Source organism: Kribbella monticola (assembly GCF_003261635.1).
Classification (GTDB): Bacteria; Actinomycetota; Actinomycetes; order Propionibacteriales; family Kribbellaceae; genus Kribbella; species Kribbella monticola.
This window is the reverse complement of record NZ_QFXK01000010.1, coordinates 307315-319937: the sequence shown is the minus strand read 5'-3', so window position 1 is coordinate 319937 and position 12623 is coordinate 307315. Positions and strand designations below refer to the sequence as shown.

The 12623-nt window shown below is 67.9% G+C and carries 12 protein-coding genes; 4 read left to right on the top strand and 8 right to left on the bottom strand.

Going from position 1 to position 12623, the window contains the following annotated elements:
• Positions 1-26: 26 nt before the first annotated feature.
• Genes prcB through dop form a run of 3 tightly spaced genes read right to left on the bottom strand, consistent with a single transcriptional unit; the run spans position 27 to position 2663 of the window.
• Positions 27-866, bottom strand: coding sequence for a proteasome subunit beta (gene prcB, locus DIZ26_RS07470; protein WP_112238946.1), 840 nt, complete (start codon positions 864-866; stop codon positions 27-29).
• Positions 867-874: 8 nt separating this feature from the next.
• A complete protein-coding gene (locus DIZ26_RS07465) occupies positions 875-1084 on the bottom strand; it encodes a ubiquitin-like protein Pup (RefSeq protein WP_112238945.1) in 210 nt (69 codons plus the stop codon).
• A gap of 58 nt (positions 1085-1142) precedes the next feature.
• Positions 1143-2663 (bottom strand): depupylase/deamidase Dop, encoded by a 1521-nt coding sequence (gene dop / locus DIZ26_RS07460; protein ID WP_112238944.1) that lies wholly within the window; start codon positions 2661-2663, stop codon positions 1143-1145.
• Positions 2664-2736: 73 nt separating this feature from the next.
• Between dop and DIZ26_RS07455 the strand changes: the two genes are divergently transcribed.
• Genes DIZ26_RS07455 through DIZ26_RS07440 form a run of 4 tightly spaced genes read left to right on the top strand, consistent with a single transcriptional unit; the run spans position 2737 to position 5557 of the window.
• Positions 2737-3237: an NUDIX hydrolase gene (locus DIZ26_RS07455; protein WP_112238943.1), complete on the top strand. Its 501-nt coding sequence runs from the start codon at positions 2737-2739 to the stop codon at positions 3235-3237.
• Positions 3234-3977: a phosphotransferase gene (locus DIZ26_RS07450; protein WP_112238942.1), complete on the top strand. Its 744-nt coding sequence runs from the start codon at positions 3234-3236 to the stop codon at positions 3975-3977. The genes DIZ26_RS07455 and DIZ26_RS07450 overlap by 4 nt, the downstream gene beginning before the upstream one ends.
• A gap of 36 nt (positions 3978-4013) precedes the next feature.
• Positions 4014-4748: an RNA polymerase sigma factor gene (locus DIZ26_RS07445; RefSeq protein ID WP_232828178.1), complete on the top strand. Its 735-nt coding sequence runs from the start codon at positions 4014-4016 to the stop codon at positions 4746-4748.
• Positions 4745-5557, top strand: a complete 813-nt coding sequence (locus DIZ26_RS07440) for a hypothetical protein (RefSeq protein ID WP_112238941.1) — start codon at positions 4745-4747, stop codon at positions 5555-5557. The genes DIZ26_RS07445 and DIZ26_RS07440 overlap by 4 nt, the downstream gene beginning before the upstream one ends.
• Before the next feature lie 8 nt (positions 5558-5565).
• Here DIZ26_RS07440 and DIZ26_RS07435 read toward each other — a convergent pair whose 3' ends face one another.
• The 5 genes from DIZ26_RS07435 to DIZ26_RS07415 all read right to left on the bottom strand — a co-directional run bounded on the left by DIZ26_RS07435 (position 5566) and on the right by DIZ26_RS07415 (position 12598).
• Positions 5566-5907, bottom strand: coding sequence for a hypothetical protein (locus DIZ26_RS07435; protein ID WP_112238940.1), 342 nt, complete (start codon positions 5905-5907; stop codon positions 5566-5568).
• A 180-nt stretch (positions 5908-6087) separates the two neighbouring features.
• Positions 6088-8289, bottom strand: a complete 2202-nt coding sequence (locus tag DIZ26_RS07430) for a M66 family metalloprotease (RefSeq protein WP_112238939.1) — start codon at positions 8287-8289, stop codon at positions 6088-6090.
• A 186-nt stretch (positions 8290-8475) separates the two neighbouring features.
• Positions 8476-10221 (bottom strand): proteasome ATPase, encoded by a 1746-nt coding sequence (arc, locus tag DIZ26_RS07425; RefSeq protein WP_112238938.1) that lies wholly within the window; start codon positions 10219-10221, stop codon positions 8476-8478.
• 69 nt (positions 10222-10290) lie between these two features.
• Positions 10291-11247, bottom strand: a complete 957-nt coding sequence (locus DIZ26_RS07420) for a tRNA (adenine-N1)-methyltransferase (protein ID WP_112238937.1) — start codon at positions 11245-11247, stop codon at positions 10291-10293.
• A gap of 199 nt (positions 11248-11446) precedes the next feature.
• Positions 11447-12598 carry a site-2 protease family protein gene (locus DIZ26_RS07415; protein WP_232828177.1) on the bottom strand — a complete coding sequence of 384 codons (1152 nt, stop codon included), beginning with the start codon at positions 12596-12598 and terminating at the stop codon, positions 11447-11449.
• Between the last annotated feature and the right edge of the window lie 25 nt (positions 12599-12623).

The window sequence follows — 12623 nt, the reverse complement described above, 5'->3', positions numbered from 1 at the left end:
CGGGCAGACTCAGGTCAGCGAACGGCTCAGGTCAGCGAGGACGCGGGGCCGTCGGGACGCTCGTGCCGCGCGGCCCACACGCTGTCGACGATCGAGGCGACCTCGTCCTCGGGCAACCGCTGGTAGCCGTCGGCGGTGACCACGCCGATCACCGGGAAGATCCGCCGCAACATGTCCGGCCCACCGGTGGCGGAGTCGTCGTCGGCCGCGTCGATCAGGGACTGGACCGCGACCGTCGCGCACTCCGTCGCCGACAGGTCCTCGCGGTACAACTTCTTCAGCGCGCCCCGGGCGAACAACGACCCCGAACCGACGCTGTGGAAGTGGTGCTCCTCGTAACGACCACCGGTGGCGTCGTAGGAGAAGATCCGGCCGCCCTTGATGTCCTCGTCGTAGCCCGCGAACAGCGGAACCACGGCCAGGCCCTGCATCGCCATCGCCAGGTTGCCCCGGATCAGCGCGCTCAGCCTGTTCGCCTTGCCGTCCAGGCTGAGCGTGGTGCCCTCGAGCTTCTCGTAGTGCTCCAGCTCGACCTGGAAGAGTCTGACCATCTCTATCCCGAAACCGGCCGAGCCCGCGAAGGCGACCGCGGAGTACTCGTCGGCGGGGAAGACCTTCTCGATGTCACGCTGGGCGATGATGTTGCCCATCGTGGCCCGCCGGTCACCGGCCATCACGACGCCACCGGGGAAGGTGGCCGCGACGATCGTCGTACCGTGCGGGACGTCGGCGGAGAAATCTGCCGATCCCAGGGAGCGTCGTCCGGGCAACAGGTCGGGCGCGTGCCCGGCCAGGAAGTCCATGAAGGACGAGCCACCTGGGACCAGGAAGGCTTCCGGCAACCGGCCGGAGGCATCGAATGTCATCTAGCGGTTCACTCCCCACCCTTTTGCACGAAACCGCGGACGAACTCTTCCGCGTTCTCCTCCAGCACCTCGTCGATCTCGTCGAGGATCGAGTCCACGTCGTCGTCGAGCCGTTCCTTGCGCTCGGCGGCGTCCTCGGTCGACTTGACCTCGGTGACCTCTTCCTCGGTCGTCGAACGCTTCGGCTGCTTGTGCTGCTGTCCGCCGTCCTTCGCCATGGCACACACCTCCTAGAACCGCAGTGGAGAGCCGCCCAACCGACCCTCTAGTGCGACCCTACCCGGCGGCGCCCCCAGTAATGGTGCGAACCAGGTCACTCGCGGTGTCGCACTGGTCAAGTAAGGCCCCAACGTGAGCTTTGGTACCGCGCAGCGGGTCCAAAGTAGGGATGCGTTGCAACGATTCCTTGCCGGGCAGATCGAAGATCACCGAGTCCCAGGACGCGGCGGCCACCTGGCCGGCGTACTGCTGCATGCAGCGGCCGCGGAAGTACGCCCGGGTGTCCGTCGGCGGGTGCGAGACGGCCATCCGGATCTCCTCGTCGCTGACCAGGCGCTGCATCCGGCCGGCCTTGACCAGCTTGTAGTACAGGCCCTTGTCCGGGCGGAGATCGGCGTACTGCAGGTCGACCAGGTGCAGCTTGGAGTCGTCCCAGTCGAGGCCGTCACGATCGCGATACGACTGCAGCAACTTGAGCTTGGCGACCCAGTCGAGCTGGTCGGACAGCTTCATCGGGTCGATCGCCAACTGGTCGAGCACGCTCTCCCAGCGCTGCAGGACGTCCTTGGTCTGCCGGTCCGCGTCGTCGCCGTACTTGTCCTCGACGTACTTGCGGGCCTGCTCCAGATACTCCACCTGGAGCTGGACGGCGGTGAGCTTGCGGCCGTCCTTCAAGGTCAGCAGGTGGGTACAGCTCGGGTCGTGGCTGACCTCGTGCAGCGCGGTCACCGGCCGGTCGACACTGAGGTCGTCGGTGAGCCAGCCGTCCTCGATCATCGCCAGCACCAGCGACGTCGTCCCGACCTTCAGGTAGGTCGAGATCTCGGACAGGTTCGCGTCGCCGATGATCACGTGCAGCCGCCGGTACCGGTCCGGGTTCGCGTGCGGCTCGTCGCGGGTGTTGATGATCGGGCGCTTCAGCGTCGTCTCCAGGCCGACCTCGACCTCGAAGTAGTCCGCCCGCTGGCTGATCTGGAACCCGTGCGCGTTGCCGTCCTGGCCGATCCCGACCCGGCCCGCGCCGGTGACCACCTGGCGGCTGACGAAGAACGGCGTCAGGTGCCGCACGATCGACGCGAACGGCGTGGACCGGCGCATCAGGTAGTTCTCGTGCGACCCGTACGACGCGCCCTTGTTGTCGGTGTTGTTCTTGTACAGGTTCAGCGGGGGCGCGCCGGGGATCTGCCGCGCCTGCCGGGCGCCTTCCATGATCACCAGCTCGCCGGCCTTGTCCCAGACCACCACGTCGCGCGGGTTGGTGCACTCGGGCGCCGAATACTCCGGGTGGGCGTGGTCGACGTACAACCGCGCGCCGTTGGTCAGGATGACGTTGGCCAGCCCGGTCTCCTCGTCGGTGAGCTGGCTGGAGTCGGCCACCTCCCGGCTGAGGTCGAAGCCGCGCGCGTCCCGCAGTGGGTGCTCCTCGTCGAAGTCCCACCTCGTCTTGCGCGCCAGCGGCTGCGTCTGGGCATAGCCGTTCACCACCTGGCTGGAGGTCAGCATCGGGTTCGCCCCGGGCTGGCCCGGCACCGAGATCCCGAACTCGGTCTCGGTGCCCATGATCCGCCGAACACTCATACGATCGAGCCTACGCGGTCAGGCCGACTAAATGCGTTGAAGTGTCCACAGGGTTCCGTGTGAGACTGCCCAAATGGACGAACTCGTGGCGTTGCTGGACTCCGACGGCCGAGTATGCGGCAGCGCGCCGCGGTCAGTGATGCGGCGCGACAACCTCCGCCACGCCGCCACCGGCGTACTGGTCCGCAACAGCGCCGGCGACATCTACGTCCACCGCCGGACCGCCACGAAGGACGTCTACCCGTCGTACTACGACTTCATGGCCGGCGGCGTGGTCGCCTTCGGCGAGGACCCGTACGACGCGGTGGTGCGCGAGCTGGCCGAGGAGCTCGGGATCAGCGGGGTCGAGCTGGTGAAGCTGCCCGAGGGCGACTATGCCGACGACGCCACGTCGTACCACGCCTATCTCTACAGCTGCGTCTGGGACGGGCCGGTCGTGCACCAGCCCGAGGAGGTCGCCTGGGGCGCCTGGATGTCGCCGGCCGAGCTGATCGCGAAGCTGGACGATCCTTCCTGGCCGGTGATGCCCGACACGGCCGCTCTGGTCGGCCCGCTGGTGAGGTCGTTCGTGTGACGATCACCGACAACGGTTGGGACAGCCGCGCCTGGCTGGACGGCGACTGGCTGCACCGCGCCCCCCGTCGCGAGGAGGTCCGTCCGCGTCTCTTGGCCGAGGCGCGCCTCCTCCCTTGGCTCGCGCCGCAACTCCCGCTCCCGGTTCCGATTCCGGAGCTGACCGAGGACGGCGTACGGCATCGTCTGCTCGTCGGTGAGCCGCTGACAGAAGCCAGTAGTGCGCTGGGCCGCGAGCTCGGGTCGTTCGTCAAAGCGCTCCACGAGATGGACCCGGTCGCGGCTGCGAAGCACGGGGCCCTGGATCCGGCAACTGCCGCGACCGAGCGGGCCGAGGTGATGGCCGAGATGCGCGAGAAGGTTCTGCCGCTGCTGCCGGAGCGGGAGCGCACGCGCGGGGCATCGTTGCTCGACGGCATCGGCGGCATCAACAGCGCGCTCGTGCACGGCGATCTGGGGCCGGATCATCTCCGCGTCCACGAGGGTCGCGTCACTGGCGTCATCGACTGGACGGACGCGCACATCGGCGACCCGGCGATGGACCTCTGCTGGCTGCTGCACGGCGCTCCGAAAGCGCTCTCCGAGGGCGTCGCCGAGACCTACCGCCCGAGCGACGAGCTGATCCGCCGTGCGTACGACTGGCACCGCCTCGGCCCGTGGTACGAGGTCGTCCACGGCCTCACCACCGATCGACCGGAGTTCGTGGAGAGCGGTCTGTCCGGCGTCCTGGCCCGGCTCTGATGCAACCATCGGGTGGGTGAGCGGCCACTCCCCGATGTGAAGATCATCCTGACCGACGAGACGGAGTCGCCGATGGCCGCCCGAGCTCCAGAGCCGACCGGGCCGAGCCCCGGCAGCATCTACCCCGGGCCGAGCCGCGGCAGCACCTCGCCCGGGCCCAGCCCCGGCAGCGCCTCGCCCGAGGCGGCCTCCAGCGGTAGTTCCGACTCCGGCGTGTGGGAGCGGCTGCGCTCTGGCGACCAGTCCGCCCTCGGCGAACTGTTCGACCGGTACGCCGACGACGTGTACGCCTTCGCGTTCCGGCGAACCGCCTCCTGGACCACCGCCGAGGACGTCGTCCAGGCAACCTTCCTGAGCACCTGGCGACGATTCCAGCGCAACCCGCCCGGCCCACTGACCGCCCCCAGCGCTCGCGGCTGGCTGCTCGTCGTCGCCTGCAACGAATGCCGCACCCTCTTCCGGACCGTTCGACGGTTCCGGAACCTGGTGGAGCGCTTACCTGATCCGCCACCGGAGACCGACCACGCCGCCGAAGTCGCCCGCCGGCTCGACGACGAACGCCGGATGTCCGCCATCCGCCAAGCACTGGCGAAGCTGCCCAGGCACGAACGGGAGACGCTCGAACTGGTCGTCTGGTCCGGCCTCACGCTGGCCGAGACCGCCGACGCGCTCGGCGTACCGGTCGGCACCGTCAAGGCCCGCCTGCACCGCACCCGCCGCCGCTTCCCCGACCTGCTCTCCCGCACCGCCCTCTCCGAGGAGCTCTCATGACCACACAGCTGGAGCCGCCCTCGGTACCGCCGCTGTCCGTGGACCAGCGCGCCCGGTTGCGCCGTCGCGTCATGCAATCCCCCGCACGGCGTACGCGACGTCGCTGGGCCACCCCGGTTGCCGCCGTGACCGCGGTCGCCGCCGTCATCGCCGGAGCGACCTTCGCCACCCACCAAGGCGACAACAGCCGCCCCCCGGTCAGCGAGTCGGTGGTACCTGACGCGATCAAGGTCGATCTCGGCCCAGCAAGCCCCGCCGAGTTGGCCAAGCTGCGGCAGACCTGTCGGACCGGTCTGCAGCAACCCGGGGACGAAGTCCTCTGGAGCCGGAAGGTGAAGCGGTTCGCGACTCTCACCAACGAGAAGAACCTCACCGGCGTGGTGGCTTTGATGAGGGTGGCACAGCCCAAGGCTCATCCCGGCCACAGCCTGGGGATCCTCTTCTGCACCGCTACTGGTGATGGCCAGGATGTCCTGGACAGTGGCTGGGTAGCGAGGCCGACGCCGGCTCAGGGGATGTCGGTCATCGACGAGTTGACCTACGGGATCAGCGGTCTGCCGCCGAACGGCGCTCCGGTGATCGAGTTCGACGAGGTCCTTGGGGTCTACCGCGTTCGGCCCGAGATCGCCCGGCTGCAGTCACGAGTGGTGTGGCCGGGCGGCGCGAGCCCGTGGTACGAGGGCGTGGTCCAGGACGGGATCGCCTACACGACTGCCACCGACGGTCTCACTCGATCACCCAAACCGCACAAAACGCCCGAATTCCGGGCCTTCGACAAGCACGGTCATCCCGTGCCCCTGAACAAGTAGCCGCGGTACTAGGGCTGGCGGCTGATGAAGCGGGAGATGGAGCGGGCCAGGTTGATGCCGACCAGGCCGCCCCAGCAGATGATGATGGCGAAGGCGCCTTCCTGGGTGGCGGCGATCGCGGTGATCGGGATACCGGCGGTGACGGACACGATGGCGAGCGCGAGACCGCCTGGGTCGCCTTCCCTGCTCGGCTTCGGCGCCTGCACTGGCGGCGTGGCGAGGTGCTGGGCGGTGTGCGCGTCGAGCTTCGCGAGGAACCCCTCGATGATCTCGGGCTCGTAGTCCGGCCCCAGCTCCTGCCGCGCCGCCACTGCCGCCCGCAGGTCCTTGCGGATCTCTTCCGTCGCCATAGGCCGACCGTACGCCGGTACAGGCCTCCGCGGGATAGGGGGAAACCCTGACCCCCGCCCCGTCCTCCACTCAGGGCTCCGGTAGACCCACCGCCCTGGCAACCACACCACGTTCGGTGGTACAAGCCAGTACGCAGGCAACGGAGGAGCTGCGCGGGCGGGCTTTCCGGCGTACGAAGGTCAGCGGGTATGGCGGTGTGGTGGTTGGCCGTTGCCGGAGGCGGTGAACTTGGTGGTCAGGACGGTTCGCGACGAGCCGTCGTCGGCGGTGAGGACGACTCGATGGTCGCCCTCGAAGTCGAGGAGCTCGGCGAAGACCTCCGTACCGGTTCCGGCTGGTTGCCCGTCGAGCTCCCATCGCAGCTGTTCGCCCGACAACGGCCTGCCGCTTGCGTCGCTCGCGAGCGCCCATAGGCGGATCAACGAGCCGGCCCGGACAGTGGCTCCGGAAGCAGGGGCAAGGATCGCCGCGTCCGGAGCCCGCCACGGTACGTCGACCCGCACGCTGTCGCTCACCACTGTATGGAAGCCGTCCGAGATCATCAGCTGCACCAGCGCGGAGCCGGCCGACATCGGCGTCACCGACACCGTCGCCTCACCTGCCCCCAGACCGGCCGCGAGGCTCTGCCAGGTCTGCCCGTCATCGCCCGACCACCGCAGCAGCCGCAGCGGCTTGTCGACGTACACCTCTTCGTGCCAACTGACCCGCAACGCATCCGGGGTCGCCTCGGCCTGCAGACCTTCGATCCACGGCGGCGCGTCAGCGGGCTCGCGCATCCAGACCTCCTCGTCGTCCCGCACGATCCGCAGCGTCCCGCCCTCCGGCGCCACCGGGACCATCGCGCGGATAACCCCTCGGTCCAGAGCCGCCTTGTCCCCGCACCCACCACATCCACCGCCGCCGCAGCCACCGCAGGCCAGCGTCTCGACCAGGTAGACCGGAGCCTGGGCGAGCAGCTGTCCCTGCCCGTCGATGAGGTGCACCGAGGTGCCTGGCAGCCGGATGCCGTCCTGCGACGGCGTCGTGTCAAGAGTGATGACGTGGTGAACCTCCAGTTGCCCTTCGACCATCCGGCCCAGCAGCACGAGCATCGGCCTGACCTGCGCACTCCCCCAGTCCGGCGGCGGATCCGGGATGTAGTGCGGGATCGGCCCGTCCAGGTCGAGCTGGACGTTCGGCGGCCGCGCGTCTGCTGGTCCTTGTACCCAGCTCGGGTTGAGGTGTTCGTGCTGCAGCATCCGCTGGTACTGGTACAACGACGGCCAGCGCGGGAAGCAGTACGACATGAAGTCGCGGCCGATGCCAGGCCTGAGCACGGTCGGCCCGGTGATGTCGAACCCGTACTCCCCGATCGAGGCCATCCGATTCTGGGCAGTGTCGTACGGCTCGTACGCCGGGTAGTTCGGGTCGATGTACGGATCGTTGGTCTGACCGCAGGGTGAGTGCTGGAACGACAAGACGTGCCCCAACTCGTGGCCCATGCTGCTGCTCTGGCCGACCGGTCCGGTCCCGACGCCGGCTCCGCCACCACCACAGCCACCAGTGCCGTCGAGCGGAATCGCGCTCGGCAGCATCCCGTAGTACAGCCAGCCCGGTTTGTCGCCGTCGGCAAGCTTCACCAGGTACATCCAGGCGAGGATGCTGTTCCACACGTCCGGGCACTTGCCGTTGAGGATCGCGCCGGACAGGGGGACGAACCAGTTCATCTGGCCGGCGACCGACAGCTCGGGGACATGGGAGACCGGATACCAGTTCACGGTGTCGACGACGGTCGACTGCAGATCTGCGAGCGTCGGCAACGGCAGGTCGACGTGGTTGCCGTTGAGGTCGTCCCCGGAGTACTTGATCGGGATCATCCGCACCTTGAGCTTCTGCAGCAGGCTGGCGTCGACGGTCTGGAAGTGCTCGGCCCGGTACCGATTGTTGCTCGCGGCCTGGACGGTCACCCGCAACCGGAACGTGCCGCGCATCAGCGCAGCCGGTATGACGAAGTTCAGGCTGTTGCCCAACGACCGCCGTTCGGTCGCGTAGTCGGGATTGGCCGGCGCGGTCACCACTCCGGGGTACTGCGCGACCAGCGTCCCGCTGTCCACCCAGACGCCGTACTTCATCCGCTGCATCACCACAGTGCCCTGTACGCCGTACACGTCGGCGAAGAGCGCATGCACATAGACCCGCACGTACGCCGGTTTGTCGGCGACCAGCCGGATCGAGTTGTCCGCTCCCCGATCGGCCGGATCGGTCAGATGCTCGGCCGCCTTGCGATACTGGATCACCTGGGTGACCTCGACGCCGTCGATGTAGATACCCGCCAGGAACGGGTTGAGCCAGTCCGCATCGGCCAGCCGCTGAAAGACACTGGAAACGTTGAATCTGGGCACGCGCCCACCCCCTGCCGCCACGCGCCCAGTTCCCCCCGAGCGCTCCCCTGCAGCAAGGCAAGCACGGCTCCCCGCCGCTGTCGACACCTCGGCGACAGGCGCCCGCAGTACAAGGACGTTCGAACAGGCCGGACAAGCACCAGCCGCCCCGGTCCGAGGTGGACCGGGGCGGCTGGGGTTACGTTGTTACAGGTACTGGCCGGTGTTGGTGGCCGTGTCGATGGAGCGGCCCGGCTCGGTGCCCTGCTTGCCGGAGATGAGCGTGCGGATGTAGACGATCCGCTCGCCCTTCTTGCCGGAGATCCGGGCCCAGTCGTCCGGGTTGGTCGTGTTCGGCAGGTCCTCGTTCTCCTTGAACTCGTCGACGCACGCCTGCAGCAGGTGCTGCACCCGCAGACCCTTCTGGTTGTCGTCCAGGAAGGCCTTGATCGCCATCTTCTTGGCCCGGTCGACGATGTTCTGGATCATCGCGCCCGAGTTGAAGTCCTTGAAGTACAGGACCTCCTTGTCACCGTTGGCGTAGGTGACCTCGAGGAAGCGGTTCTCGTCGGCCTCGGTGTACATCCGCTCGACCGTGCGCTGGATCATCCCGTTGACGCATTCGGCCTTGTCCCCGCCGAACTCGGCGAGGTCGTCGGCGTGCAGCGGCAGCGTCGTGGTCAGGTACTTCGAGAAGATGTCGCGCGCGGACTCCGCGTCCGGCCGCTCGATCTTGATCTTCACGTCGAGCCGGCCCGGCCGCAGGATCGCCGGGTCGATCATGTCCTCGCGGTTGGAGGCGCCGATGACGAGCACGTTCTCCAGGCCCTCGACACCGTCGATCTCGCTCAGCAACTGCGGAACGATGGTGTTCTCGACGTCGGAGGAGACACCGGAGCCGCGGGTACGGAACAGCGAGTCCATCTCGTCGAAGAACACGATCACCGGCATGCCCTCGGAGGCCTTCTCCCGGGCCCGCTGGAAGACCAGGCGGATGTGCCGCTCGGTCTCACCGACGTACTTGTTCAGCAGCTCGGGACCCTTGATGTTGAGGAAGAACGACTTCTGCCCCTCCACCCCGGTCCGCTCGGCGACCTTCTTGGCCAGCGAGTTCGCCACCGCCTTGGCGATCAGCGTCTTGCCACAGCCCGGCGGGCCGTACAGCAGGACGCCCTTCGGCGGCTTGAGCTCGTGCTCCAGGAACAGGTCCTTGTGCAGGTACGGCAGCTCGACCGCGTCGCGGATCTGCTCGATCTGCCCGGCCAGGCCACCGATCTGGGTGTAGTCGATGTCCGGGACCTCTTCGAGGATCAGCTCCTCGACCTCGGACTTCGGGATCTTCTCGTAGACATAGCCGGAGCGGGGCTCCAGCAGCAGCGAGTCACCGGCCCGAAGGGCGATGTCGAGCAGCGGTGTGGCGAGCCGGACGACGCGTTCCTCGTCCGCCTGCGCGATCACCAGAGCCCGCTCGCCGTCGGCCAGCAACTCCTTCAGCATCACCACGTCGCCCACGACCTCGAAGTCGCAGGCCTCGACCACGTTCAGCGCCTCGTTCAGCATCAGTTCCTGGCCGAGCTTCAGCGCGTCCAGGTCGACTGAGGGGCTTGCAGCGACCCGGAGCTTACGTCCCCCGGTGAACACGTCCAGCGTGTCGTCGTCGTTGCGGCCCAGGAAGGTCCCGAAACCGGACGGCGGTTGCGCCAGCCGGTCGACCTCCTCCTTCAGGGCGATGATCTTCTCTCGGGCCTCGCGCAGCGTTTCCGCCAACCGCTCGTTCTGTGCGGTCACGCTCGCCAAGGACGCCTGGGTTTCGGACAGTCTGCTCTCGAGCGACCGGCTGTCCGCCGGGTGCTCCAACAACCTCCGCCGCAACGCTGCGACCTCGGCCTCCAGGTACCTGACCTGATTACGCAGCTCTGCCGCGGTAGGACTCTCGTCTCCAGCCACGATCATCACCTCACCATGTGGGGCTCGACCCTATGGACCTTACCCAGAAAACCTCACTGAGCAAGCTGAATCCCATCACGTGTCGGTTGCGGATGAATCCGTTGCCCGCGGCGTGTCTTCGGGTGTATCGGACTTCCGGGGCCCGGAATAGTCGTCGCCGTACGCGCCCGGGGCCGGCCGGCGCTTCTTCCGGGGTGCCTGTACGCCGTGCGCCATCCGCCGAGCGGTCACCAGGAACGCCGTGTGCCCCTGCATCCGGTGCCCCGGCCTAACGGCCAGTCCCTCGACGTGCCAGTCGCGCACGAGCGACTCCCAGGCCCTGGGCTCGGTGAACTCGCCATGAGCCCGCAAAGTCTCCACGACACGGCTCAGCTGGGTCGTAGTGGCGACGTACGCGCAGAAGACCCCGCCCGGCACCAGGGCACCCGCCGCGGCGTCCACGCACTCCCAGGGGGCGAGCATGTCGAGTACGACGCGATCCACGTCCTCCTCGTCCAGCGACTCGACCAGGTCACCCACCTGCAGCCGCCAGGCCGGGTGCTCGGCACCGAAGAACCCGGTGACGTTCTTCCGGGCCACCTCGGCAAAGTCCTCGCGGCGCTCGAACGAGATCACCTGGCCGTGGATTCCGACAGCTCTGAGCAGCGCAGTGGTCAGCGCACCCGATCCGGCACCGGCCTCGACCACCTTCGCACCCGGGAAGATGTCGGCCATGGTGACGATCTGGGCGGTGTCCTTCGGGTAGATCACAGCCGCACCCCGCGGCATCGACACCGAGTAGTCGGCCATCAACGGCCGCAGCGCGAGGTACTCGACGCCGCCCTTCGAGCGTACGACCACCGCATCCGGGCCGTCGATCAACTCGTCGTGCTCGATCCCACCCTTGGTGGTGTGAAAGATCTTCCCCCGCTCCAGGAACACCGAGTGCCGGCGCCCCTTCGAGTCGGACAAGGTGACCCACTCGCCCGCCTGCAACGGACCATGGTGCACCCCGGAGAACGAGGCATCAGGAAAATCACGAAGATCAGACATAAGGCGCTCACCTTAACTTCCACCCCCACGCCACCCCCGCATCGCGCCCACCTCCGGAGCGGCCGGCCGAGCTGCACCCCCACCGGAAGAGACGGGCTGACTCCCCGTCGGAGGGTTCCCCCACTGTTCTAGCAATGGGGGAACCCTCCGACGGGAGTCAAGCCCACCGAGCTCGGGACCGTGGATGACGGGCGAGGTACTAGCGGGTGCGGAAGGCTGCTTCTACGTCGGCGGTGGCCAGGACGCCGTAGACCTGGCCGTGGGGGTCGAGGACCAGGTACTCCGTGGCCGGGTTCTGGCGGAGGGTGGTGAGGATTTCTTCGCCGGTGTCGTTGATGCCGATGATGTGGCCGGCGGCGATTCGGGTGGAGACTTCGCCGACGGTGGTCCACGGGCGCTGGTTGGGGGCGACCGCGTTGACGGCTGCCTCCGAGACGAGTGCGTGTGGCCGTCCTTCGCCGTCCATCACGACGACCGCGCCGGCTCGCTGTTCAGAGGCGAGGCGGACGGCTTCCGATACTGGCGTACCGGCGTGTACTGCGATCGCTCGGCGGGCCAGGGCGCGGACCTGCAGGGCGGGCAGTTTGCGGCGCAGGCGAGCCTGCATGAGGGACGCCGTGGAGCCCATCCAGAGGAAGAACCCGACCAGCAGGGCGATCACGAAGTCGATGAAGGTCGGCTGGCGGTCGAAGACCTCTTCCAGTACGACGGGGGCGGCGAGCACCGAGATCGCGATCAGCCGGCCGGCCCAGGCGGCGGCGATCGTGCCGGTGTGCATGTTGCCGGTCAGCTTCCAGACGAAGGCTCGCAGTACCCAGCCGCCGTCCAGGGGCAGACCGGGCAGCAGGTTGGTGACGCCGACGATCAGGTTCGCCAATGCGAGCTCGAACAGCGCGACGTAGCCGACGCCCTCGTCGATCGCCCGCGCGCCGAGGTACGCGAGTCCGCCGACGACCAGCGAAGCGAGCGGGCCGACGATCGAGATGGCGAACTCCTCGAACGGCGTCTTCCGTTCGCCCTCGATGTGCGTACCAGCCGCGAAGAAGCCGAGGTTGATCTCGGTCACCGGGATGTCGTACCGCATCGCCACCAGCGCGTGGGCCAGTTCGTGGATCAGGATCGAGACGGTGAAGGCGACCACGAAGGCGAACGACGCGACGTACCGCCAGCTACCCAGTTCCGGGAACTGCTCGCCGATGACGGTCGAGAAGCCGAGTGCGAGCAGTACGGCGACCGGGAGCCAGGTGACCCGCATGGTGAGCCGCACCCCTTTGACACGGCCGAGCACCCAGGTGCCGGGCGGTGGACCGGCAGGCTGAGCGGGACTCTGGGGATCATGCGACTCCGACATCGAGGTAACGCTACTGGTCCACCGG

Bases quoted from the DNA above. Each gene is read 5' to 3' on its own strand.
- prcB (WP_112238946.1), bottom strand. From the start codon at position 866: ATGACATTCGATGCCTCCGGCCGGTTGCCGGAAGCCTTCCTGGTCCCA.
- DIZ26_RS07465 (WP_112238945.1), bottom strand. From the start codon at position 1,084: ATGGCGAAGGACGGCGGACAGCAGCACAAGCAGCCGAAGCGTTCGACG.
- dop (WP_112238944.1), bottom strand. From the start codon at position 2,663: ATGAGTGTTCGGCGGATCATGGGCACCGAGACCGAGTTCGGGATCTCG.
- DIZ26_RS07455 (WP_112238943.1), top strand. From the start codon at position 2,737: ATGGACGAACTCGTGGCGTTGCTGGACTCCGACGGCCGAGTATGCGGC.
- DIZ26_RS07440 (WP_112238941.1), top strand. From the start codon at position 4,745: ATGACCACACAGCTGGAGCCGCCCTCGGTACCGCCGCTGTCCGTGGAC.
- DIZ26_RS07435 (WP_112238940.1), bottom strand. From the start codon at position 5,907: ATGGCGACGGAAGAGATCCGCAAGGACCTGCGGGCGGCAGTGGCGGCG.
- arc (WP_112238938.1), bottom strand. From the start codon at position 10,221: ATGATCGTGGCTGGAGACGAGAGTCCTACCGCGGCAGAGCTGCGTAAT.
- DIZ26_RS07420 (WP_112238937.1), bottom strand. From the start codon at position 11,247: ATGTCTGATCTTCGTGATTTTCCTGATGCCTCGTTCTCCGGGGTGCAC.
- DIZ26_RS07415 (WP_232828177.1), bottom strand. From the start codon at position 12,598: ATGTCGGAGTCGCATGATCCCCAGAGTCCCGCTCAGCCTGCCGGTCCA.